Source organism: Devosia submarina (assembly GCF_003056345.1).
GTDB classification, from domain to species: Bacteria; Pseudomonadota; Alphaproteobacteria; order Rhizobiales; family Devosiaceae; genus Devosia; species Devosia submarina.
The window spans coordinates 31,123-55,725 of record NZ_PYWB01000002.1; the positions used below are offsets into that span (position 1 = coordinate 31,123).

The window sequence follows — 24,603 nt, forward strand, 5'->3', positions numbered from 1 at the left end:
GGCCTCAAGCCTTCTGGAATACGGCCGGAGCGACCTGCCGCATGGTGACGGCAGTGCCGATCATGGATTCGGAGTGACCAAGAACGAGGTAACCACCGGGGCGGAGATGATCGACAAGACGCAGGATCACCTTCTCCTGATCTGCCTTGTCGAAATAGATCAGCACATTGCGCAAAAAGATGACGTCCACGTCACGATCAAACGGATAGCTCTTGTCCATGAGGTTGAGCCGGGCAAAGTGCACTAGGCGCCGCAATTCGGGAACGATGCGAACTTCGGGCCGTGCGCCGGGTTTGCGCGCGTGCATCAGATAGCGCTGGGCCTTGGCAGGGGGAACAGGGGCTATCAGGTCGGCAGGATAGACGGCGCGCTCCCCTTCCGCCAGCACGGCCGTAGAGATATCCGTGCCCAAAATGGCAAAATGGAAATCGTGGCGTTGGGCTGCAAGGTCTGCCAGAACCATGGCAATCGTGTAGGCTTCGGCTCCCGTCGAGCTGGCCGCACTCCACACCTTGAGCAACGGCTTGGTTTCGGCGCGGCGCATCTCGAGCAGGGCTGGCACCATATTGCGCTCGAGGATTTCGAAATGCTCGGGCTCGCGAAAAAAATCCGTCTTGTTGGTGGTGACAGCGTTGATCAAATGCGGCCATTCGGCGCGCAAGCCATCGTTCTTGAACAAATGGGCGCTGTAGTGCTCAAGGCTCGCGAGCCCCAGGGCCCGCACCCGCTTGCGCAGTCGACCCTCGATCATCAGGCGCTTGGCTGCCGGCAGCTTGATGCCGATCTCGGTGCCAATGAGACTGGCGATCCGCTCGAAATCACGCAAGGGAAGATGATCGTCTTCAGCGTTTTCCGGTAGCTTGGGCAGCAATTGAGACATGGGCGGCAAAGACCAGCACTCCAGCCGAAAATTTGGCACGCGATGGCTAGATCGCGTACCGTGTGGTTCAGGCAGCTCGGGTTAACCCGTCGACACCGCCGAGGAGGCGCTCGAGATCGAGCACCGTGACAAAGCGGCCATTGCGCCGGCCAAGTCCGGCGATGCAGCGGCCGGACCAGGAGCCGCCGACCGCCGGTGGCGGATCAAGTTCGTCCTGGTCCAGTACGGTGACCTCAAACACCCGATCCGCGCGCAGTCCGAGCCGATGATCGCCACCGGGGCCATCCAGGGCCAGCACGATGATGCGCGTGTTTTCCGTGTCCGCCGCCTCGGGCAGGCCTAGGGTGAGCCGCAGGTCCACCACGGGCACGCCTTGGCCGCGCACATCGATCATGCCGAGCAGTGTGTCAGGGGCCTGAGGGAGCCGTGCGATGGGTCGCACGTCCAGGATTTCCTGCACCTTTTCGACCGGCGCCGCGAAGAGTTCATCCGCGACGCCAAGAGTGACGTATTGGGCGCGTTCCGCCATGGCCGGTCCTCAAGCCGCGCCGCGGCGGCTGAATTCGCCGTCGAGTTCGTCATGCCCGTCATCAAGGTCGATGGCGAAGCCGCCGCTGTTTTTCTTGGCCGGCTTGCGGATCGCGATGTGCGGTGCGCTGGCCATGATGGCTTCACGCAGATCCTTGTTGTTGGCGGCAGGCTTGCTCTTGCTCTTGGCTGGAGCAAGGGGCGCCTGTTCAGCGCGGCCGTCGATGCGGAAGTAGCCGATGGCGGACTGGAGCTGTTCCGCCTGGCTCGCGAGCTCTTCGGAGGTCGCCGACATTTCTTCGGCCGCCGAAGTGTTCTGCTGGGTCACCTTGTCGAGCTGCTGGATGGCGGTGTTGATTTGCGCAGCGCCGGCATTTTGCTCGCGGCTGCCGGCGGAGATTTCCTCCACCAGCTCGGCCGTGCGCTGAATATCGGGCACGAGCTTGCCCAGCATTTCGCCGGCAGACTGAGCGGCCTTGACCGTGGTGCCCGAGAGCGTCGAGATCTCGGCAGCAGCAGCCTGTGAGCGCTCGGCGAGCTTGCGCACTTCGGATGCAACCACCGCAAAGCCGCGGCCGTGTTCGCCGGCACGAGCGGCTTCCACCGCGGCGTTAAGGGCGAGCAGATCGGTCTGGCGAGCGATTTCCTGCACGACCATGATCTTTTCGGCAATGGTCTGCATGGCGCTGACGGCGTTGTTCACTGCTTCACCCGAGGCGATCGCATCGGCAGCGGACTGGCGGGCGATCTTTTCGGTCTGGGAGGCGTTGTCGGCCGACTGCTTGATGGTAGCGGCCATTTCTTCCATCGAGGCAGAGGCCTCTTCGGTCGATGACGCCTGCTCGGTCGCACCCTGCGAGAGCTGCTCGGCGGTCGCCGACATTTCCTGGGAACCAGCGGCAACGTTCCGGGTTGCCGCGGTGACTTCGGAAACCACGTCGCGCAGCTTGCCCGTCATGGCGTTGAGTGCCTTGACCAGATCGCCCACTTCGTCGTCGCTCTTGTTGTCCGCCGATGCACTGAGATTGCCATCAGCCACTTCATTGGCCAGACGCACGGCGCTGGACAGGGCGCGAGAGATGGAAACCACGATCCAGGTGGCCGCGGCGATGGCGATGATCGTCGAACCGATCAGAAGCGCGATCAGCATCATGCTTGACTGGCTGAACAAGGCGTCGGCGGCGACGTCTGCTTCTTCCAGAAGGAGCTTGTTGCGGGCGATCATCTCATCGAGCATGTCGTCGGCAGAAATGCGCAGGGCTGCAGCCTGATCGGCCATAACAGTGGCATTGTAGTCGGACTTGGTCAGTGCCATGTCGACGGCCTTGTTCATGGCAAGGACGAGGTTGCCATAGGCATCCCGAGCGGCGTTGAACAGCCCAGTATCTTGCACCGAGATAGCACGTTGCAGGGGCGGCATGGCTTCGTCGATGGCGGCTAGGCCAGTTACGTAGTCAGCATGCCATTTTTCCTGCAGTGCAGGATCGCTCGAAGCGAGCAGGATATTGCGCTGCTGGCGGAAGATATCGGTCATCGTAAGGAAGCTGTCGCTTGCCGTCTGATAGGCAAGGAAGCTGCCGGGTTCGCCGGCATTCACGCGGGCGGCCAGAGCCTTCTTGAGTGCACCCATGGTTTCCTCAACCGCACCCAGGGCATCGCTGCCCTCGGAGCGGGAGATTGCAAGCGCCTCGACATCACTGTTCTTGAGGGCGAGTTCCTCGATCTGGGGGACCAAAGCCTTGAACTCGGCCAGCTTGTCGTTGAACACGCCGAACTCTTCGCGCACCTGTGGATCCTTGATGTTGCCATCAAGGAACTGGACCGCACGGGCGATCGTCTCGAACTCGTGGTCTATCGCCGTGCCAAGGGCTTCCATCTCGGCGACGTCGCTCGCAACGATCAAGGCGTTGACTTCGGTGCCTACAGCTTCGAGCGCAGTCTGCAGGTCGGACATCTCGATTGTGTTGGCAGCACGGATGTTGACGATGTCGCCAAGCGATTCGTTGAGCTTTCCAAGGCTCTGCATGGCCAAGAACATGCTGACGCCCGACAAGGCGATCACGGTGACGAATGTCGCCGCCAGCTTGGTTTTGATAGTCAGTCTCACGATGCAGACCTTTCTTCTGATGCTGCTATGGACGCGGTTCTGGCGCCCTGTGTTTCGAAAATGCGCCCCAGATCGGGGATGATGATGAAGCCGCCGTTGCGCTTGCCGATGCCCTTGACGAATTCGGGCCGCCAGCGCATGCCGACCTTTGGTGCCTCCTCTATGGAGGCCGCTTCGATGTCGGTGACGTCGTGGACCTTGTCAGCCAGGATGCCGGCGACGGTGGGCTCGCCGTCGATTTCGACCTCCATGACAACGATGCGCGTATCCTGATCAGGTTCAGGACGATCCATGCCGAACATGACCCGAAGGTCTGCCAATGGCACCACGCGCCCACGCACATTGATCAGCCCGCCCACGAACTCAGGCGCGTTGGGCACTTCGGTGATCGGCACGAGGTCGAGGATCTCGCGGACATCGCAGGCTTCCACCGCGAAAAGCTCGTCCTGCAGCCTGAGCGTCAAGGCTTTCATGGCGCCTGCCTGAACCTGGCTCATGCGGCCCTCCCCTGATCGACATAGCTTTGCCCGAAGGCGACCAGATGGGCGGTATCAAGGATCAGAGCGACCGTGCCATCGCCCAGAATCGTGGCGCCCGAGAAAGACTTGATCGACGAGTGCAACTTGCTCAGCTGCTTGATCACGGTCTGGTTGTTGCCGATGATCTGATCGACCACGAGGCCAACACGCCCTTCTCCCGAGGAGACGATGACCACCTTCTGGTGCGGCTCCAGCGGAGCTTTCGTGCCGAACACCTCGCGCATGCGCAGAAAGGGAACAAGGCTCCCGCGGATGTCGAGGAAATTGCGCCCGCGCGCATTGGCTTCGATGCCTTCGGGCAGTTCCACGCATTCTTCCACGGCTGCAAGCGGAATGGTGTAGCGGCCATTGCCAACCCGGACGAGCATGCCATCGATGATGGCCAGGGTCAGCGGCAGGCGCAGGGTCATGGTGGACCCTTGCCCGGGGCTGGTCGTGACGTCGATGCTGCCGCGCAGGCCCTCAATGGTCCGCTTGACAACGTCCATGCCGACGCCGCGCCCGGAGAGGGAGGTCACTTCCTTGGCTGTCGAAAAGCCCGGAGCGAAGATCATCTGCCAGAGTTCGGCGTCAGGAATCTTGGCGTCCGGCGCCAGAAGCCCGGCTTCCTCGGCCTTGGCGCGGATGCGTTCGGCGTTGAGGCCCGCGCCATCGTCAGTGACTGAAATGGCCACCTCGGCGCCGGCATAAACAGCCGAGAGCCGAACAGTTCCCTTGGCGGGCTTGCCGGCGGCGAGGCGTCGCTCGGCGCTTTCGAGGCCATGATCTACCGAGTTGCGGATGAGATGAACCAGCGGGTCAGCCAGACGCTCGATCATGGTCTTGTCGAGTTCGGTGTCCTCGCCCGAGGTGATGAACTCGATGTCCTTGCCCAGATCGCGCGAGAGATCGTGCACGAGGCGGCGGAAGCGGCTGAACAGGGTGCCGATCGGCACCATGCGGATGCCCATGGTCGTGTCGCGCAGGCCTGAGCTCAGACGCTCCAGCTCCTCGGCGATGGTCTTGAGGTTGGCATCGCTGCTCATGTTGGCGATCTGCGTCAGGCGAGCCTGGGCGATCACCAGTTCGCCCACGCGATCCATCAGTTCGTCGAGCCGCTCTGCATCCACGCGCATGGACGAAGACGCGGCAACAGCGGGGTCCTTTTCTGCAGCCTTTTCGGCCACAGCCTTGGGCTCGGGCTTGTGCATGGGCACCAACGGTGCCGGGGCTGGCACCTCTGTTGTTGCGGCAGGCGCTATCTCGACCTCGGTTTCGGCGGCAGGCGCGGTGGCATCGGCCAGGGGCTCGACGGAAAGCTCCATCCCCTCCTTGAGAAACAGGAAGACGTCGTCGATGGCCGAGCGTGGATCCTCGTGCTCGATGTCTACCTGCCAGCCGATATAGGGGACTTCGGGATCGATGATGTCGAGCGGCGGCAAGGTATCGGTCAGGGCCACCACTGTGCAGGGCCCAAGGGCGCGGATTTCTTCCAGAAGAAGAACCGGATTGGTGCCGTAGACCAGTGAGTCCGCTGGCAAGCGGAACCGGATGCGCCAGAGGGCTTCACTGGCCGTGCTGGCCGTGTCAGGCTCGCGCAGGCGCTCCGAAGGCTTGGTCAAAACCGGGTTCGGCACGTCCGTGTTGCCCAGCACGTTGCGGAGGGCGACCAGGATGGCTTCTCCGCCAGAGGGCGACGCATCTGGGTCCTGGATCAGTTCGTGAATATGGTCCTTGGCGTCTAGGGCAACGGCAATCAGCGCTGGCGTGGCAGGAGATTGACCCTTGCGGACCTGGTCGAACGCTGTTTCGAACTCATGAACGAAGGCAGCAACGGCGGTGAAGCCGAACATCGCGCCCGAGCCCTTGATGGTGTGGAGCGCGCGGAAGGTGGAGTTGATCAGATCGTCATTGGCCGGGTTCTGCTCAAGATCAAGAAGGCCTGACTCCAGCTGATCCAGCAGTTCCCTTGCTTCCTGCCGGAAGGTTTCGGTGGGGTCAGGAAAACTCATGCGCCCGTGACCTTCTTGACCACTGCCAGCAATTGATCCTGCTTGAACGGCTTGACGATCCAACCCGTCGCTCCGGCTTCCTTGGCCTGGCGCTTGAGCTCCTCATCAGATTCAGTGGTCAGCAGGATGATCGGCACACCCTTGCTAGAGGGATGCTGGCGGTATTTGCGAATAAACTCGATGCCATTCATCACCGGCATGTTGAGGTCGGTGATGACCGCATGCACAGTGTTGCCGGTCGCCTTGTCGTAGCCATCTGACCCGTTGATGGCCTCGATCACCTCAAGCCCCGCACTGGTCAGTGTCATTGCTACCATCTGACGGATGGAAGCGGAGTCATCGATGGTCAGAATGGTCTTGGTCATTGCGCCCTGCCCTTGGCTGTTGTGGATGAGGTCCAGAATCCGCCGTCTCCCGTGAGCGGCGCTCCGGATGAGTCAAGAAAGCCGAGCTCGATCAGCAATGTGCGCACGGCACCTTGCGGCAGCGCTGCCAGAGACAGCGACTTGCCCAAATTGCCCGCATGCTTTTTGGCGGCAAGCAGCAATTGGATGGTGGTAAGATCGGCGGTTTTGACCGCGCTCGTGGAGACGGTGATCACGCTGTTGGCGGCTATCGCCTCCTGCAGCAATGTCGCGATATCTTGCGCTGCGCGCAGGCCAGCTTCACTCGGGAGCTCGACCATGTGGGAAGTGGTGCCGGCCATGGTCATGGCCGAGCCTTCAGGCATAGAACGCAATACATAAAACTACGCTACCGACGGGAGCGCTGATCTGACCGCAGACACTGTTCTTGCAAGCAGTGCCGCACGGCGCGATCAAGCGCCGAACTAATTAACTACAAACACCGTATTCCCATCCGATGCATAGAAGACCTTATCGGAAGTTGATTAAGGCACCCTTACTTGCCGTCGACTCTCTACTGAAGCTCGTCTATTTTTTGATCCAAGTATTTCTTGTATGTTTTATAAGTAATGCTGGGGCTCTGCACGCCTCAGCTGAGTCATGATTCAGCCACCCGGAATCTCGCCTCCACAAAACTCAAGTTTTGCAGCTGGCCAGGTGTTGAGCTTACTAGAAGTATCATCGGCGTGATGTTGCACGGCGCTCCCAAGATGTAAGCACGTGTGCTGAAAGGCTTGGGAGCTCTAAACCAATGCCAACTCGGCCCCTGCGAAGAAAGCGCGTGGGAAACACGCACCTCAGGGGCAGCGGTCAATCGATTTCAAGAAAAGAAAATCAGAAGCCGACGGCTTGGGCCGTTGTGTCCCGCATGATCTCTTCGATCTCGGGCCATTTGGTGCAGAAGGCTGCTACGCACGCAGGATCGAAATGACTGCCGCTGGAGCCGACGATTTCGGCATAAGCCTTGTCGATGGGCCAGACAGCCTTGTAGGGGCGCTCAGAGCAAAGTGCGTCGAATACATCGGCAATGGCGACGATCCTTGCCTCGATCGGGATGTCGTTGCCGGAAAGCTTGTCGGGATAGCCAGCGCCATCCCAGCGCTCATGATGGCTCTGCGCGATGAGTTCGGCCGTCCTGATCAACTCGGACGAGCCATTCTCCAGGATGCGGGCGCCAATGGTGACATGTTCGCGCATGATCCCGATCTCGGCGGGTGTGAGCTTGCCCGGCTTGCACAGGATTGCGTCGGCAATGCCGATCTTTCCGATGTCGTGGAGAGGCGCCGCCAAGTAAATCATCCGGCAATGATGCGGAGCAAGCCCGATGGCACTGGCGATCAACTGGCTGATCTGTGCCACACGAGACACATGCTCGCCCGTGTCCCCGTCGCGGTATTCGATGGCACGTGCCAGCCGCCAAATGATTTCTTCTTCCCGTGCCAGCAGATGAGCGGTGGCTTGCTCGACTTTCTCGGCAAGCCAATTGGCACGGTTGGCGAGTTCGACCTGTGCCGCGCGCAAGGCCAGAAGATTGGCCACGCGCGCTTGCAGTTCGGTGGGATCAAAAGGCTTGTTCACGAAATCGGTCGCGCCGGCGCGTATGGCCTCCAGGCGCGTGTTGCGGTCCATGTCCGATGTGATCATGACGATGGGCACAAGGCGGTATGCCTCGCGCTGGCGCAAGGCGCTGGTGAACTGCACGCCATCCATTTCCGGCATGATATGATCTACAAGAACCAGATCATATTGCGTGGTTTGGCTTAGATCGAGCGCCTCGAACGGACGGGTACTGCTGTCGATTTGCGCATTGGTGGCCGCCTGAACAAGTCTTCCGATCAAGGCCAAGCTTGATCGACTATCGTCAACTATTAATACGCGCATCGTTGCCCCCTATAGGGGGGCGACAGTAATGCGAAGCCATTATTCGCCCGTCAACCGGGGGTGAGGTTTGCGGTTAAGCAAAACTTGGAGTTGCTGTTCAGGTAGTTGCCCGCTTCTCGGCTTCAGATTGGCCGGTACGGAATACCTTGGTTCCAGCTATCGACTTGCCGCGCATGATCATGTCGATGCGCTCGTCGGACAGGACGTTGAGCAGGCCAGCCGCGGCCAGGAGAGCAATGCCAAAGACCGCAGGAAGGTCGACATACTCTCCATAGAATGCCGCACCAAGCGCAATGGCCCAGATCATCTGGGTGTACTGCGTCGGCGCCACCTGATTGGCCGGAACAAAGCTCGTCGCGTTGATAAAGGTCAGATGCCCTATGCCCCCAAGAATGCCGATGGCCAGAAGCGTTCCGAGTTGTTGCAGGCTCGGCATTTCGAAACCCCAGACCAGCATGCCGATGCTGTTGACGGTGAGGGCATAGGTGGTCACGACAGCAAATATGCCGAGCCTGTGCTCTGTTGGAGCCAGTGAACGCAGCAGAATGGTGTTAGACGCGGTAAAAAACGCGCAGGCAAGAGCTGCCAGATGTCCCAATTGCAGATCCCGGAACCCGGGACGAACAACAATGAGCACCCCGATAAAGCTCAACAGCATCAAGGGCCAACGGCGGCGTGGGATGACTTCCTTGAGCAATATGGCCGATAGCACAACTACGAACAGGGGTGCCAAGAACGCCAGTGAATAAACATCCGCCAGAGGGATGTGGGTAAAGGCATAGATTACGCAGGCGGATCCCACGACTCCGCTGATCCCACGAAGATTAAGCAAAAGCGGATTGTGGAAACGAAGCGCTTCGCGCCAAGGCTCACTCTTTTGCTTGGTCAGCACTGCGGGAAGAATTGCGAATAGGGAAGTGAAAAAGCCCACCTCAAAGACGCTGAGTGCACCTCCGGTAGACTTGATCAAAGCGTCGGCACACGAAAACAGCCCATAGGCAAGGATAGCAAGAAATACACCGCGCGACATTGTTTCTCAGATGCGTTGCAGCCGATGTGCCTGACGCTGTGCACGGGGCCTAGGTAGGAGCGGGAATGATGAGCGACGATTGTCGCTCGGTATCGCTAAGGCTGCTGGAGGTCTTTCGTTGCCTTGATTAACCCATTTACCTGCGGGTTGATCGCCCAGGCCATGCCAAGCCCACTTTTTAGAGACCAAACGGGAAGGTTTCCGGCGTTCCATGAGGCGGATCGGTTGGCAGTGGGGTGACGGCTGTTGTTTGGTCAAACCACACATAGGCGTCGAACTGGTCCAGTAGGCGTGCTTTGAAATAGTGACTCTGCAGCTCAGTGTCCGGTCGGTAAACAACACCAATGGCGCGCTCCAGGCGCGGCTCAGACAGGGCCTGTCGTAGCTTTGGACTGGCGTGCAAATGCGTCAGAGATGGTGATTGTCCCGCCTGGTGAAACAGGCTTTCGAATGATCCTTGGCGGGAGGGCAATATTGTCTTGAACTGCACCGGCTCATCCCAGTCATCCGCAGCCGCAACCGTGCCATGGTCAGTGCCGAAACCGATGGTGACGCAGGCATCGCCATAGGCCTGCTTACACAACTGGCCAATGTTGTGCTGTCCTTCCCACCCCATTTCAGTGGCTGAAGCGTCTCCGATATGGGAATTGTGCGCCCAGACCACGATCTTGGCTTGCGGCCCCCTGGCGTCGAGAACGCTTTGCAGGGTTTCGAACATGTGGGTGTCGCGCATGTTCCATGACTGTGTCGAGCCGCGAAACATCAGCCGGTAATATTGCTCGGCCGCTTGAACCACCTTGGCATTGCGGGTTGCATCGAACAGATCCTCGTCGTCAGCCTTGTCCAAGCGGCGCTGCAGTAATTCCTCCAACTGCGTGGCCACTGCGTCTTCGCAGGGATCGCGTTCGCCCATGAGAACCGCACGACCATACCATTGGGGCTCAACCTGAAAAGGAGAAAGGCAGCCGTAACGACGTCGCGCCAGAGCGGCAGCCTCCGGATCAGCCTTGGCGAGATAGTTTAGAACCTCGGCAATGGAGTTGCGGAGTGAATAAACATCAAGGCCCCGAAACTCCACTTGCCTTTCGACGGGCAGCGCATCGTTGCGGTACCTTAACCATTCCACAAACCGTGCAAACTGACGATTGCGCCACATCCAGGTCGGAAAGCGCGCAAAGACATGTTCGTCGTATTGTCCACCTGGACGATGCCGAACGTAGCGGTCGACGCGGCTCGCGTCAGGCCAGTCCGCCTCTACCGCAACAATGTTGAAGCCATGGTCTTCGATAAGCCGCCGCGTTATGGCGGCCCGCGCGCGATAGAACTCCGAGGTACCGTGAGACGCCTCGCCCAGCAAAACTACACGCGCGTCACCAAAGCGTGCGAATGGCGCGCTGAACTCGTCCGCATCATCGGGGCTTGCCAAGGACAAGGCGACTTCGCGCAGCATGGCGACAAGTTCTGCTTCGCCCTTTTGCGCCGGCGAATGCACCTCCACCGCCTTACTCCGCTTGCTTGCCTCGAGCACTTCCTGTGGCACGATTGCCTGTGGCGGCGCCTCCAGTGCCGATGCTTCCAATGGTTGGCGCTCCACCTACGGGGGCCATGCCGCCCGATTGCAAATTGGTGCTCAAGCCGGACGCACCCATACCTGGACTGTCTTGCACAGTATCACTCTCCGCCATCAGCTCTGCGACGGCATCCATGTAGTTCTGGAACTCGCGACCTTCTGGCCGCCCTTCATTTTCCCAGATGCGGTATGCACGGCGCTTGATTTCGTCTTCGTCCAGCATGGCCATTGAACTTCTCCTCTCGTGACGGCAACGGTCGCAGGCTCGGGAGGTTCGCCTGACTTGCACGAGTTAAGACGAACCTGGTTGAGGTTCATTGCTTCTAGCGCGTTGCCCAACCAATCGGGTCAATGCTGGTGGGGTACACCGTCGGCGCTAGCGGCCTGCACCGGCACCGCAGCATCGGTGAAGAACATGGCTCGTGATGCGCGGCGTACGGCTTCAAAGCCGGACACTTCGTGCATCAGATTGATTTCGCCTTGTTGCTGGTGCCGAATACCATGGGCCATGATGCGCAGCCGCGGATCGCCTGCCATATGCAGGGCCTCATCAGCCATGGTGATGGCCCCTGAATGATGGGTTCGCATGATCTCGCGGAAACGAGCGTCGAAGGCTGGTCCCGAAAGTGTAGCCAGTTGGTCCAGTTGTTGGCCAGAAATCATGCCCGGCATTGCGACATGATCTTGAGGGGCGAGGGTAGGCAGTTCGCCTCCAAACCAACTCCGGTGCCACTTCCTGAAAATCTCGATCTCGGAGCGCTGGGTCGCCACCATCAGCCGGGCAATTGCACCCAGTTGCGGGTCGCTGGCACGTTCAGCTGCCATTTCCGCCAATTGCATCCCCTGCGCATAATGCGCAGACATATTGGCCATATAGGTTCGGTCGTATTCTTGCCCGCCAGCGTGGGGCAAATCATGGCCGAGCTGTGAAGCCAAGCTAAGGCCGCCGAGCGTCAAGACGCCCGCGGCTCCCAAGCCAGTCCAGGCGCGCGCAAAGCGCCTGTGAGGGCTCGGCCGCACGCCAGTAACCCAATCGCGGACGAACGGGAACAACGGGTAGGTGGACGCTGCCGTCAAGTGCACCAGTATCCCTAGCCACCAGGCCTGTTCGAGTGTGAACACTGGCCACCAGAATGGCACCACGGGCACCAGGAACATCCATTCAATGCCAGAAGTGAAGATTGCCCAAGGAAGCGCGACGCCCATCAGTGCCCAGGGCCCAAGCCGATAGCTCCAGCGGCTCAGCACGAAAAAGAACACCACCTCCCAAAAAAAATCAGCTGACTGATGAACAATAAGACCCATCAGTACGGCCCACCAGGTGGGCGTAGCTTGAAGACCATGCTCCCGCAGGGCGATGCTACCCACGACCATCCAATCCACCAAGGCGTCGCGGCCAAGAAGTCCGGCAGTCATATGGCTGATGATCGTGGAATAGGTGCTGCTGATCAGCCCCATGACTGCGGCCGCTCGCCAGCGTTCTGACAGGGAGAAATCGGACGTGCGGGCCGGCACGAGCCGTACGTTACGTTTTGGCTCCGGCACGGACATGCTCAAGGCGAATGAACTCGTGATTGGGAAGGCGCGATAGGAAGCATTGGCTGCATGCTCCTAGAACAAGCCGGCAGGCGCAGCGTTCCGGACTTGCTTCATGCTGGCCGGCCAAACTTGCCGCAGCAGCAGCGGTTAAACGAGCAGCGATTGTGCTACGTACCTCAACTGCGCTAGGCTCCGGGTGACTCACCGCAAGAGTGAGCTGCCCGAACGGCAGATGCCCAGGAGATTCAAAATTTTAAGCGTAGAAATAACAGGTCCGCACCAATCCAAGGTGTCGGAGCGCCCGGACCCGCATGCCGCCGCCGATATCGTCAAAGTTCAGGTGCTTGTCGCTCCCATGTGCACGGAGTGGCAAAATTGGAGAGAAGGCAAGCACTCCTGCGAGCTTGGCCATGAGGCCGTTGGGGTTGTTGTGGACGCAGCGCAATCCAAACGGCTCAAAGTGGGCGACCGCGTCGTTGTGATGCCCCACGCCGGTTGCGGCACCTGCCCCGCATGCGAGGCAGGCGAGCACATCCACTGCACCGAGCAGCGCGATCTTTTTGTGGAGACCAGCTCATCGAGTGGGATTGGGTGCTACGCGGAATACCTCCTCAAGCCCGACTACCTGCTTTATTCCGTGCCGGAGGACATCGAAACTGATCACGCAGCCATGGCAGTCTGCGCCCTAGGTCCGAGCTTTACGGCCATGGAGCGCATGCGGGTTGAAGCAGGCGAGACCATGCTAATCTCGGGCTGCGGTGCTGTTGGCCTGGGAGCGGTGGTCAACGCCCGCACCATCGGAGCGCGGGTAATCGCGCTGGAGATAAATCCTTACCGTGCTGAACTGGCGCGGTCGTTAGGTGCCGAACATGTGCTGGATCCCACCGCATCCGACATCATCGATCAGGTAAGGGGCCTAACAGGGGGCCATGGTGCCGATGCTGCGCTGGAAACCAGCAACAACCCTGCTGCGCCTCCAATCGTGCTGGAACTGGTGCGGGCACGCGGTAGGCTGGCGTTTGTTACCTGGTCCGGCGAATTGCCCGTCAAGCGCATCACGGGCAAGGGTGTCGAGATTTATGGCAGCTGGCACTGGAACCACCAACGCTTTGGCGAGCAGATGATGCAGCGGGTGCGCGATGCACGGCCCCTCCTGGACAAGCTTACTACTCACCGCTTTGCCATGGCCGATGTGGAGGAAGCCTTCAAGCTGCAGGCCACCGGACGCTGCGGCAAGGTATTGCTCTATCCCGGCGCCGTGCCCCATGCAGAACCGGAGACAAGCCTATGACCTTCAGGATTGGCGGGTATGGCATAGACTACAAGGGTGATCCTGAGGCGTATGCCAGAGCGCATGTGGAGTTTGGTTACAATGCCGCCTACATGCCCAACATCAGCATCGACAATAGCGACGAGATCGCCGCGCTCGTCAAGGCGATGGCGGAGGCTGATGTGGTGATCGCCGAAGGCGGCGCGTGGCGTAACCTCATCGCCCACGACGAGGCGGTACGCAAAGCTAACCTCGACTACGCCGTTCACCAACTGGCACTCGCCGATGAATTAGGCGCACGGGCGTGCGTTGCCTTTCACGGGACGGTGGGTCATGCGGGCGATCTTTGGAAACTCAGCGACAACTACGACTACGGTCCTCATCCCGACAATCAATCTGAAGCTGGCTTCCAGCGAGCTGTTGATACGGCGCGCTATGTGATCGACGCGGTCCAGCCCAAGCGTGCCAAGTTCTCGCTGGAAATGGTGCCCTGGCTCGTGACAGACACAGCAGAGAACTATCTTAAACTGATCAAGGCTATCGATCGGCCGGGCTTCGGCGCGCATATCGACGCGGTCAACATGGTTATCTTGCCCAGGCTTTACTTCAAAAGCGGTCGGCTGATCCGCGAAGCTTTTGAACTGCTTGGCGAGTGGGTCGTGTCCTGCCACGCGAAGGACATCGTTATGCAGGGCGGTCCCGGCACTATTTCGTTCCACATGGACGAAGTGCCACCGGGTGAAGGCAATCTCGACTACCATGCCTATGTGACGGAAATCGCCAAGCTCCGGCGAGAAGTGCCCCTGATGATGGAGCATTTCGATGTACCGGCGTACAAACGCGGGCTGGCGCACATCCGCTCGGTGGTGCAGAGCGCCGGCATTGCCTAAATGACGCAAAAACGGCGGGCTTACGCCCGCCGCGCTACCCCGACCAGCCGCAATGGGACGGATTGGTAGCCCCTGTCATTATCCAGCTTGAAGTTGTCGATCACGGAATCGAGCTCTGCTGCCTGCGCCTCGGTTTGCTCGATGGCGGCGTTGGTTTGTTCCACCAGAGCGGCATTGTGCTGGGTCATTTCGTCCATCTGGCGCACAGCGATTGTTACCTCGTCCAAAGCGCCCGATTGCTCTCGATTGGCTTGAGCGATAGAGTCGATGAGCTCGGAACTATCCCTGGCGTCAGCGAGAATGTCGGTGAGCTTTTGAGCGGCTTGTGCCACTAGCGCAGAACCGGCCTGTACCTCATGCGCACTCGCCTCAATCAGCGTCTTGATCTCGCTAGAGGCCTGCGCTGCAGATTGTGCGAGGCGACGGACTTCGACAGCGACCACCGCAAAGCCCTTGCCAGCATCCCCTGCCCTCGCCGCTTCCACGGAGGCGTTAAGTGCCAGCAGATTGGTTTGGAAGGCCACATCATCGATCAGGCTGATGATGTTTGAGATCTTGCCTGAACTGGTTTCGATTGCAGCCATCGCGGCGTTGGCGTTGTTCATGACTACGCCGCCCTGCGTAGCATCTGCCGCAAGGCTGCGCGCCTTTTCGCTCGCGTTTGCTGCGCGCTGGGCGTTTTCGCTGACGGCCGTGGATAATTGTTCAATTGCTGCCGAGGTTTGCTCGATCGTTGCCGCCTGCTTGGTGGTGCGCTCAGAAAGGTCGTTGGCACCGGCCAGGATCTCGCCTGTCGCGGTCTTAAGGGATCGGGAGGTTCTTTGCAGGCCGGTGACAATGTCCAGCAGGCGGCTTAGGGACTGGTTATAGGCTAGACGCAGCTCTTCGTATTGCCCGATAAAGCTGGTGTCGATGCGGCCGCTGAGGTCCCCTTGAGCCATCTTCGCGAGGCTTTCGGTTAACCTTGCGATAACACCTTCTGCCCGTTTGCGCTCCGTAATGTTACTGGCAAACTTGATGATCTTGATGAGCTTGCCCTGGGCATCGAACACGGGATTGTAGGAAGCGTCGATCCAGACTTCCTTTCCGCCTTTGCCAAAGCGCTGGAACTCGGCAGCGATAATTTCGCCGGCTCGTAACCGACCCCAGAACTCAGCGTATTCGGGAGTGCGCGTGTAAGCAGGATCGCAGAACATGCGGTGGTGCTTACCGACGATCTCGTCCAGGCTGTAGCCGATCGTGTTGAGCAGATTGTCGTTTGCCGTGATCACCGTGCCATCAAGGGCCAACTCGATCACGGCCTGCACACGGCTGAGTGCGGCTGTTTGCGCCTCATGATCGGCGGCGCGGTTTTTCTGCTCGGTGATGTCCGTTGCGAACTTGATAATCTTGACTGGCTTGCCAGCCTTGTTCAGGACCGGATTGTAGCTGGCCTGAATCCAAACCTCCCGACCATCCTTGGCGATGCGCCGGTAGGCTGCAGACTGAAACTTGCCGCCTGCCAAATCTGCCCAGAACTGCTTGTATTGGGCGGATTGCGCGTAATCCTGGTCCACAAACATGGTGTGGTGCTTGCCGGTAATCTCGTGGAGTTCGTAGCCAAGCACCGATAGAAAATTTTCGTTGGCAGTGATAATCAGCCCCTCGAGGGTGAATTCGATCACTGCCTGGCTGCGCATGATGGCATCAACCTTGGCCTGGTTGTCGCCAGAGACATCTCTTCTGAACAATTTGCGCATAGCGCGCCACTCCCCTGCTGGTCCGCAACCAGCGCTTCGTTCATTGTTCGTTGACGCTCCGAACAGGCCAGACACTGGCCGAGCAGGGTTAATTTACGTTGAAGTTCAATCAAGACCGCTGCCTACGCCTGCTGTACTTGTCTTGTGGAAGTGCCTCATCAAGGTAGAAAGCGCCCATGAGCAAACGCATGTCTAAAACCCTGGCCGTTGAAATCGCGGATCGAACCCTCGCTATCGTCAATCCAGCGAACCGGGCTTTGGCCCTACGCGCCGCCTTGCAGCGCCACGGGTTCGCGGCGCGTGAGCCGGAGCTCACGATTTTGCAGGACAACAAGTCCCTGCGTGCGTGGCTTCTGACTACGTATGCGCCGCCAGCATCCTGAACTTACTGCCGAGCAGCACCTCCGCGCGCGTGCTCAGCCCATGCCGCTTAGTTGAGAAACACGGTTACGGCGTCGCCACGCCCCTCCGCATCCACGACAGACAAGGTGACATAGCCAGGCCCATCGGGGGTCCACACGTTCTGCCGTGCGAAATCCGATCGGCCGAACGGCGCCCCATTGGCGAAATAGGTGAATGGCGGGATGCCATTGCGCACCTTGACCATGAGTGGAGCGGGATCGCCTGAACCAAACCCAAGATCAACGTCAACGCCGTCTCCCGGAAAAGCAATCTCCGGGGCGGCGTCGCGGGCAGTTTTGTCGTCGTCAGGATGCCGAAAGCGGCGGAGCGGCGTCGGCAATTCGCTGTTGGACGCAAGAACTGCCCCCGCCGGAGCACGTGGCAAGGGCGCTTTTCGGTCTCCCAGGCGGTCAAAGGCTTCAAACAAAATGGGGGCGGCTCCGGTGATTCCGGAGAGGCCGGGAACAGGGGCGCCGTCGGGCCGACCGACCCAAACGCCGATCGCGGTTCGGCCATCAAAGCCTATCGCCCAGCCGTCGCGATAACCATAGGAGGTGCCGGTTTTGTACGCGATGCGGCCGGGGGAGCCGTTGAGCGGGGGCGGCACGTCGGCGAGGATATCGGCGACATACCAGGCGGCAAGCGGGTCAAGTACGGCGGGTTTGATGTCATTTTGCTGCGAGCGTGCTTCGCTTTTGCTACCGTCTTGCAGCGTGATTGCCCGGCCTCCGTTAGCGATGGCGGCGTAGACGGAGACAAGATCGCGCAGGCTGATGCCGACGCCGCCCAAACCGACGGCAAGACTGGGGGCAGTGTTGACCGGAAGACGTGGGTCGGTGTGGGCGCGGCGTAGGCGGGACACGAGGCGCGCAGGACCGACCGCATCGAGAACGACGACGGCAGGTACGTTGAGCGACTCGGTCAAGGCATCGTGGATGGTGACGGTGCCGCGGCTATAGCCATCGAAGTTGACGGGAACATAGCCGCCAAAGGCTGTGGGACGGTCCTGGATCAGGCTTTGGGGGTGCGCGAGGCCCAGTTCGAACGCCAGACCATAGATCAGGGGTTTGAGAGTGGAGCCGGGTGACCGGATAGCGGTGGTCATGTCGACAAAGCCGTTGCTCTCGGTCGCCAGCAGGCCGGCCGAGCCGACCGAGGCAAGGATGTCGCCGCTGGTGATGTCGGCCGCGACGATCGCGACGGAGACCTTGGGGTCGATCAGGCGTGCGCGGGCAGCGCCGAGGCGTTCGAGAGCATCCTGGAGGCGCTTGTCGATGGTGAGGCTGATGGTGCGTGCATCGGGTTGTAATTTGGTAGCCTGTTCGGCCATGTGCGCCGCCAGCATGGGGAATGCGCGGCGGGCAGTGGGGACCGGCTCGCGCTTGGCGGCCCGCGCTTCTTCTTCGCCGAGGGCACCCACGGCGACGAGGCGATCGAGAACCATGTTGCGGCTGGCTTGGACCGCCTTGGGGTCGCGGTCGGGGCGGCGAGCTTCGGGGGATTGCGGCAGGGCTACAAGCAACGCGGCTTCGGCGGTGGTAAGGCGGTTGGGCTCCTTGCCGAAATAGGCCAGGGTCGCGGCGCGGATGCCTTCGATATTGCCGCCATAGGGCGCAAGGGTCAGGTAGAGGCCGATGATCTCGTCCTTGCCCAGTTCCTGCTCAAGGCGGCCCGCATGAACCATCTGGCGGAGCTTGCCCCACCAATTGCGCGTGGGTTGACCTTCGATGAGGCGGGCGACCTGCATGGTCAGGGTCGAGCCGCCGGAGACAACGCGCCCCCCTGCCCCAATGAACTGCGCGGCGGCGCGCGCCATGGAGGACCAGGCGATGCCGTCGTGCTCGCGGAAAGAGCGGTCCTCGTAGGCGATCAGCATGGCAAGGAAGCGTGGATCAACGGCCGCGCGGTTGACCGGTAGGCGCCAGCGGCCGTCAGCGGTGGTGAAGGGGCGCAGGAGGGAGCCGTTGCGGTCGGCGACAGTGGTCGAGACAGGGAGCGTGGCGAGTTGGGGTGTTGGGGGCAGGGTTTGGGTGATGGTTGCGATGGTGGAGGCGAGTTGGATGGTGCCGGCGGTGGCGAGGACAAAGAGGGCGAAGCCGGCGAGGATTAGCCGGTGGAGCCAGGAGGTGGGGAAGACTGTGCCTTCACCGGTCATGGGCAGATGCCGCAGTCGACGCCCTCCCCCTCGCGGGGAGGGATCAAGGGTGGGGGTCGCTTGGCCCCGGTATCGGGGCTCCCGCACCCCCTCCCGGCCTCCCCCGTCAAGGGGGAGGTGCAGCGCGGTGGTCGGGTGAGCTTGAGTGCCGCTATCATTTCGGGATTGTGCTCTTTGCACTCATGGCCCGGTCGCCGTCACCTCGATCTGCCCCGAGGCCGTGTTTGCGCGGAATTCGGGGCGGTACATGTCTTCAACGGTGGCTCCGGGCAGCACAAACTGGCCGGGGGAAACAGCGCGGACAATATAGGCGGTGGTGAAGCTGCCGGGGTCCGCGCCAAAGCGGAAGGCAGCGACAAACTGGTCGGTGCGGGATTCCACATGATTGGGTCCATCGAGGTCCAGCCAGCTATAATCGTTGGCGCCGCCGCTGGAGAGATTGGGGTTTTCGATCTCGAAGCCGGCCGGCAGAGGATCGGCGAGCAGGTACTGGCCGGAGCCAAGCTGTTCGGCATGGGCGGTCAGCACCACGACAAGCCGCTCGTTCTGGGCGATGGGTTCCAACTGCGGATCGATCAGCGTGCCGTCGGTGAGGTAGTATTCGCGATAGATTGTGAAGCCATTGCTCGAGGCGTCGGTGGCCACGGTGGGATATCCGGTGACAGTAACCCGGGCTTCGGTATCGGCATCGCTGGTGTTGGCGAGTTTGATGGGCTCGAAACCCTGCTGCTCGAACTTGCGATAGACCTCCCCAGCGAGAGCTTCGCCGTTGAGGGTAATCGAGCCATCTGCCGTAGACTTGCCCAGAGCCGCTGCGGTGAGCAGGGTCCAGCTATCCTCCTGGGTGGAGGTATATTTGGCATTGTCGCGCAGTTGGGCGAGTTGTTCGGCAAGCCCGATCAGATCGGCGCCCTGCGGCTTGAACTCGGCGGCAAGGGCCAAGACGCCCGCGGTGTCGCGCAGGCGGCTGCCATAGTCGGGACGGTAGCGGCGTGTGTCCTCTGGTTTGGAAAGATTTTTGAGCGCCGCTGCGAAGGCTGCGTTGGAGCGGTCGGTGTCGCCATAGAGGGCGAGCGCTGCGCCCAGTTGGGCCTGGGCCAGCGGCGAGCCGAAGGCGTCGAGGCGGGCTTCAAGATAGTAGCGCAGATCGCCCATGGCGACCCGGCCAGCTCGAGCCAGATCATAGAGTGCATAGGCTACCCCTTCCCCGCCATCGTCGAAATCGGAGGCGTAGGAGAGCTGGTTGGAGAGGTTATCAAGCGCCATGGTCATGGCCTGTTCGGGAACGTCATAGCCGGCCGCCCTGGCGCGCAGGAGGAAATCGGTGATGAAGCCGTCGAGCCACAAATCACCGCCATCGAACGGACCCCAGAGGCCAAAGCCGCCAGCCGAGGTCTGCTTGGAAAGCACGCTGCCGATAGCGTCGGTGACGGTCTTGTTGAGCTTGTCGTCGCCTTCAAGGCCAATCAGCTTGGCGACGTCGTTGAGGTAGAGCAGCGGGAAAGCGCGGCTGGCGGTTTGTTCGGCACAACCATAGGGATAGCGATCCAGCGCAAGCAACAGGCCGGGCACATCGAGGCGTGCCAGGGGGCCGACGGCAAGGGTCAGCTGGCCGGTATTGGCGAGGAAGCTATCGAAATAGCCGCCATCGATTGTAGCGCTTTCGCCGGCTGCGATGGGCAGCAAGCGGGTGGTGGTGACGGGAGCGCTGACTGGCCGAACGCCCAGCGTCAGGTCCTTGATCTGGGTGGTGCCGTCGGGAGCGGTGATGGTCAGGGCGATCGGCCAATCGCCAATGGAAACGCCGGTCAGCGAAAGGGTGAGCGAGGTTCGGTCACCCTTGGCGAGTTCGACCTCGGTGTCGCTCGCGTCGGCCGTGATGCCGGTGCCGGTCGAGAGCGAGACGCCGTAGGCACCGGGTTCGCCGTCCATGTTGTTGATTTCAACAAGCAGGCGGGACTGGTCATCGACGCGCAGGAAGCGGGGTGGGCTGAGGGTGACGACGACGGGGTCTCGCACCATGACATCGGCCGAAGCATGGCCCACGGCATCCACGCTCCAGGCCATGGCCATGACGCGGACAGTGCCGGAGAAATCGGGCATGTCGAAGGTGACGGTGGCCTTGCCTTCGTCGTCAACCTCGGCGATGCCGGAGTGGAGCGCCACGAGCACCGAAGTGGGTGGAGGCGTACCGAGGCGGGCGCCCCCGCCATCCCCGCCCGAGCGCATGGCGCCGGGCAGGCCCTGGGTGGGATCGATCAGCGAACCATAGAGGTCGCGAATGTCCATGCCGAGCTGGCGCTGGCCGAAATACCAGCCATCGGGATCGGGCACTTTGAAGTTGGTCAGATTGAGGATGCCGAGGTCCAGGGCGGCGACGGCAACATAGGCTTTTTGGCCAACGGCGAGGTTACCGAGTTCGACGGTAGTGGTGAAGCTCTGGCGCGGCAGGGTCACTTTCGGCGTGCCGAGCTTGACGTCGAGCTTGCGATGGCCGGGATCGATTTCGGCAAAGGCAAGACCCAGGGCACGCGAGGGCATGCGCTTGGCGGCGACGTCGGAGGGGCGATAAAGGATCGCCGTGACATAGGCGCCGGGGCCCCAATCGTCGGTCACTTCGAGCGGCACGGTGGTGCCGCCTTCGGGGACGTCCACGGCCTGCATGGCGATGACGCGGTTGTCGACCACCATCACCAGCGCGGTGCCTGCAAATTGTGGATCGAGCTTGAGATTGGCGGTTTCGCCGACGCGGTAGGTCGGCTTGTCGAGCGCGACCTGGAGCGTATCGGGCGTGTCGGAGCCGGCATTGGCATAATAATAACCGGCGTAGAATTCATAGCTGGAGGAGGTGGCGTCAGGGCCTGTGCTGGAAACCTCCACGCGATAACGGCCCCAATTGACATTTGCCCCTATGGTGGCGGGGCCGTCCTCAGGCGTGTCGATGGTGCCGATGGCGACTTCACGCGTGGTGGTGATGGCTTCCCACTTCCAGGTGGTGCCATCGCGATACCATTGGTAATTGGTTTCGACGCGGGAAATTGTCCAATCAAGATCGGGCTTGGCAATTGCCTCGCCCTGGGGAGAAACAGTGACAATGTCGAAGCGCGCTTCAGTGCCTTGGGCAAGGCCGGTGGCGTCGGTGAAGGTGGGCTTGATGCCGATGCGGTCGGCAGTGGCGAGAACCGGGCGGGTGATGCTGCGCTCGATGGTGCGTCCGTTGCTGTCAACGAGGCGCAACAGGATCTGCGCTTCAAGCGGACGGGTGGTGACCTGTGGCTCAGGCAGCGTGACCTCGGCGACGGCATTGCCAGAGGCGTCGGTGGTGCCCACCACGCCAAGCGGCTCGCGCATGGTCTCGATGGTGTCATCGAGCCGGCCAAAGGTGTAGCCCGGAAAGCCTTGGAGTGTCGTAACGGGGCGCACGATGGCATCGGCTTCGATGGCCAGATCAGGGGCCGTGGCGCCATAGAGGTATTTGGCGGCTATTTCGATCGGGATGGCCTGATCGGTAGCGAAAGGGCCGTCTTCGGCCGAAACGTCGAAAGCCAGGCGCTCGGGCTCGAAATCTTCCACGAGGAAGCTGGTGCCGGAGAGCGCGTCGGCATTGGGGTCGGAATAAAGGCGCAGGGTCCAGGAGCCGCGCATAGCTTCCTCGACCATGGGAAGAGCTGTCCAATAGCCGCCGGCGCCCTCGTCCTTGAGCACCTGGGTGGAGGCGACGACGCCATCGGGGCGCTGGATTTCAAGCGTCAGGGGCAGATCGGTGACGGCGTTGGCGCGTTCGTCGCGCAGGAGGGCCGTGAGGAACACGGTTTCGCCGGGTCGATAAACGCCGCGCTCGGTGGTGGCGAAGAGATCGAGCGGACCGGGTGATGGGCGGCCCTCGACACCGCGATCGGTCAGATCGAAAGCGGTTCGGGAGAGATCGAGAAAGGCGTAATCGCCCCCTGCGGTTTCAGCCACCAGCAATTGAGGCGCCCTGCCCCCGGTGCCTCGAGCAAGGCCGGGCGCAAAGGTGACGCGGCCTTCGGCGTCGGAGCGCGCTTCGCCCAGGATCTCGTTGTTGACGGCTACGAGGCGCACATCGGCATCAGCTACGGGCTGGGCATCGGTCAGGCCGCGCACAAAGGCATGCAGACCATCGTCGCCCGAGAGCGTGGTGAGGCCCAGATCGGTGACAATGAACCACTGGGTGGCCATGTCGGTCCAGTATTCGCTGTCGTCCTTATCCTTAACGCGGGCGGTGATGACATAGGCTCCGGCCTGGAGTTGGCCGACGGCTTCGGCCACGGGAATAGCGGTGGTGGTCAACTCATTGGGCTTGCCCGGGGCGAGGTCGACTTCACCGGTCCAGACCTCATGGCCGACCTGGTCGGCAATGTTCTGGGCAGAGTATTGGCTGAGATTCCCCTGAAAGATGCCATCGCGAACAGCGGTGGCGATCGAGCGATCCCCAATACGGTAGATCATGACATCGGCAATTTCGGCGTTGACCGAAGTGATCGGCAGGCCGCCGCCGAGGCCAGCTGGCATGACATAGGCGTTGTTGGCAAAGCCCACGAAGGGCGTGCGATCGGGCACGTAGACGTCGAGCGATACGTCCTTGGCGAGGGTTTCGCCATCGGCGGAAGGAAGGCCCGCGCGCAGGCGGATGTCGTAGCGGCGGCCATGGGCGAGGCCTTCGATGCAGATCTGCTGCTGCTCGGTTTCAACTGACGCCTGGGGCGTGTCGGTGACAACCACGTAGGCGGACAGGTCGGTGGACCCGAGGGGCGAGGAGAAGACGGCGCATATCTGGGGCGAGGCTGCTTCGGCATCGACTAAATGGTTGGTGACGCGGAAGCCGTTTTCGGCGACGACTTTGTCGAGGTGCTCGGCGATGACGTCGTTTGGCTGCAGGCGCAGGGAAAGGCGATAGGTGGCGATCACCTCGCGCCACATGCCGCGAAATTCCATGGCATTGGCCAGGGCAGCAAGGGCATCGGCGCGCGCATGGGCCTCGGTGGAGCGCAGGAAGGCGTTCATGGCGGCCGAACTTGCGGTGATTGCCAGATCGTAGCTGTTGTCGCCTTCGGGCTTGCCGGCAACGGCTTCGGCCTGAGTCAGGGCAGCCTGGGCCAGGGCCTGCCAGAGGGCGGGGTCATTGCTGTTGATCGCGAGGGCCTGGCGATAGGCCACCATGGCGCCGACCGGATTTTCGGCGGTGGCAGCTTCATCGGCTTGCGCCACGAGGTCGGCATAGACAGCCCTAGGCGGCGGGGTATCGGTTTGCGGCAGGCTTTGCGCGAAGCTTTTGGCTTCGTCGATCAGACTTTGTGCAGGGAACGGCAGTTCGGCCTGTCGCTCGGCCTGGATGACCGCGGCCGAAGTGGCGCGGTCGATGCGACCGGAAACGGCACCGTTGAACTCAGCCTCTTCACCGGCCGCGCTCTTAAGGAAGCACCAGCTGGATTTTTCGTTGAAGGTGAACGCCTCGCAGATATTGTCTCCAGCGCAGGAGGCGGTGCAGCTATCGAGGTCGGTGTCGCGGATGATGTCGTAGTCAGAGCCCGGAAGGTCGGTGTTCTGGAGGATAGTAACGTCCTGCGCCTGGGCCAGGGTCATGGCCATTCCCAGCACCAGAGCCGCACCCAGCAAACGCAAATTCCTCAGACCACGCAGCATGCTGCCCTCCCCAT

General features: G+C 61.1%; 18 protein-coding genes. 3 read left to right on the top strand and 15 right to left on the bottom strand.

Annotation, left to right across the window (positions count from 1 at the left end):
• Window positions 1–4: 4 nt before the first annotated feature.
• The 12 genes from DDE77_RS02745 to DDE77_RS02800 all read right to left on the bottom strand — a co-directional run bounded on the left by DDE77_RS02745 (window position 5) and on the right by DDE77_RS02800 (window position 12,475).
• Window positions 5–880, bottom strand: coding sequence for a CheR family methyltransferase (locus DDE77_RS02745; protein WP_108395923.1), 876 nt, complete (start codon window positions 878–880; stop codon window positions 5–7).
• Window positions 881–947: 67 nt separating this feature from the next.
• The gene (locus tag DDE77_RS02750; RefSeq protein ID WP_108395924.1) at window positions 948–1,409 is read right to left on the bottom strand and encodes a chemotaxis protein CheW; all 462 of its coding nucleotides are present in this window, start codon (window positions 1,407–1,409) and stop codon (window positions 948–950) included.
• 9 nt (window positions 1,410–1,418) lie between these two features.
• A complete protein-coding gene (locus tag DDE77_RS19650) occupies window positions 1,419–3,515 on the bottom strand; it encodes a HAMP domain-containing methyl-accepting chemotaxis protein (RefSeq protein ID WP_108395925.1) in 2,097 nt (698 codons plus the stop codon).
• Entirely contained in the window at window positions 3,512–4,012 is a 501-nt protein-coding gene (locus tag DDE77_RS02760; protein ID WP_245895057.1) for a chemotaxis protein CheW, read from the bottom strand. Before DDE77_RS02760 ends, DDE77_RS19650 begins: the two co-directional genes overlap by 4 nt.
• On the bottom strand, window positions 4,009–6,045 hold the full coding sequence (locus tag DDE77_RS02765; protein ID WP_108395926.1) for a chemotaxis protein CheA: 2,037 nt from the start codon (window positions 6,043–6,045) through the stop codon (window positions 4,009–4,011). Before DDE77_RS02765 ends, DDE77_RS02760 begins: the two co-directional genes overlap by 4 nt.
• A complete protein-coding gene (locus DDE77_RS02770) occupies window positions 6,042–6,410 on the bottom strand; it encodes a response regulator (protein WP_108395927.1) in 369 nt (122 codons plus the stop codon). Before DDE77_RS02770 ends, DDE77_RS02765 begins: the two co-directional genes overlap by 4 nt.
• On the bottom strand, window positions 6,407–6,757 hold the full coding sequence (locus tag DDE77_RS02775) for an STAS domain-containing protein (RefSeq protein ID WP_157959636.1): 351 nt from the start codon (window positions 6,755–6,757) through the stop codon (window positions 6,407–6,409). Before DDE77_RS02775 ends, DDE77_RS02770 begins: the two co-directional genes overlap by 4 nt.
• Before the next feature lie 526 nt (window positions 6,758–7,283).
• Window positions 7,284–8,330, bottom strand: a complete 1,047-nt coding sequence (locus DDE77_RS02780) for an HD domain-containing phosphohydrolase (RefSeq protein WP_108395929.1) — start codon at window positions 8,328–8,330, stop codon at window positions 7,284–7,286.
• 97 nt (window positions 8,331–8,427) lie between these two features.
• Window positions 8,428–9,360 carry a DMT family transporter gene (locus tag DDE77_RS02785; RefSeq protein WP_108395930.1) on the bottom strand — a complete coding sequence of 311 codons (933 nt, stop codon included), beginning with the start codon at window positions 9,358–9,360 and terminating at the stop codon, window positions 8,428–8,430.
• 178 nt (window positions 9,361–9,538) lie between these two features.
• Window positions 9,539–10,858, bottom strand: a complete 1,320-nt coding sequence (locus DDE77_RS02790; protein ID WP_245895058.1) for an erythromycin esterase family protein — start codon at window positions 10,856–10,858, stop codon at window positions 9,539–9,541.
• 4 nt (window positions 10,859–10,862) lie between these two features.
• Window positions 10,863–11,159, bottom strand: a complete 297-nt coding sequence (locus DDE77_RS02795; protein WP_245895059.1) for a DUF2934 domain-containing protein — start codon at window positions 11,157–11,159, stop codon at window positions 10,863–10,865.
• A gap of 119 nt (window positions 11,160–11,278) precedes the next feature.
• Window positions 11,279–12,475, bottom strand: a complete 1,197-nt coding sequence (locus DDE77_RS02800; protein ID WP_157959637.1) for a DUF305 domain-containing protein — start codon at window positions 12,473–12,475, stop codon at window positions 11,279–11,281.
• Window positions 12,476–12,701: 226 nt separating this feature from the next.
• On the opposite strand from DDE77_RS02800, the gene DDE77_RS02805 reads away from it, so the two are divergent.
• Together DDE77_RS02805 and DDE77_RS02810 are read left to right on the top strand one after the other, a co-directional pair.
• The gene (locus DDE77_RS02805) at window positions 12,702–13,760 is read left to right on the top strand and encodes a zinc-dependent alcohol dehydrogenase (RefSeq protein ID WP_245895060.1); all 1,059 of its coding nucleotides are present in this window, start codon (window positions 12,702–12,704) and stop codon (window positions 13,758–13,760) included.
• Window positions 13,757–14,629: a sugar phosphate isomerase/epimerase family protein gene (locus DDE77_RS02810; RefSeq protein WP_108395932.1), complete on the top strand. Its 873-nt coding sequence runs from the start codon at window positions 13,757–13,759 to the stop codon at window positions 14,627–14,629. The genes DDE77_RS02805 and DDE77_RS02810 overlap by 4 nt, the downstream gene beginning before the upstream one ends.
• Before the next feature lie 20 nt (window positions 14,630–14,649).
• On the opposite strand, the gene DDE77_RS02815 is transcribed toward DDE77_RS02810, so the two are convergent.
• Window positions 14,650–16,368 (bottom strand): methyl-accepting chemotaxis protein, encoded by a 1,719-nt coding sequence (locus DDE77_RS02815; protein WP_245895061.1) that lies wholly within the window; start codon window positions 16,366–16,368, stop codon window positions 14,650–14,652.
• A 188-nt stretch (window positions 16,369–16,556) separates the two neighbouring features.
• On the opposite strand from DDE77_RS02815, the gene DDE77_RS02820 reads away from it, so the two are divergent.
• A complete protein-coding gene (locus tag DDE77_RS02820) occupies window positions 16,557–16,751 on the top strand; it encodes a hypothetical protein (protein ID WP_157959638.1) in 195 nt (64 codons plus the stop codon).
• 47 nt (window positions 16,752–16,798) lie between these two features.
• On the opposite strand, the gene pbpC is transcribed toward DDE77_RS02820, so the two are convergent.
• Window positions 16,799–18,925 (bottom strand): penicillin-binding protein 1C, encoded by a 2,127-nt coding sequence (gene pbpC, locus DDE77_RS02825; protein ID WP_108395934.1) that lies wholly within the window; start codon window positions 18,923–18,925, stop codon window positions 16,799–16,801.
• Window positions 18,926–19,105: 180 nt separating this feature from the next.
• Window positions 19,106–24,589 carry an alpha-2-macroglobulin family protein gene (locus DDE77_RS02830; protein ID WP_157959639.1) on the bottom strand — a complete coding sequence of 1,828 codons (5,484 nt, stop codon included), beginning with the start codon at window positions 24,587–24,589 and terminating at the stop codon, window positions 19,106–19,108.
• Window positions 24,590–24,603: the final 14 nt, after the last annotated feature.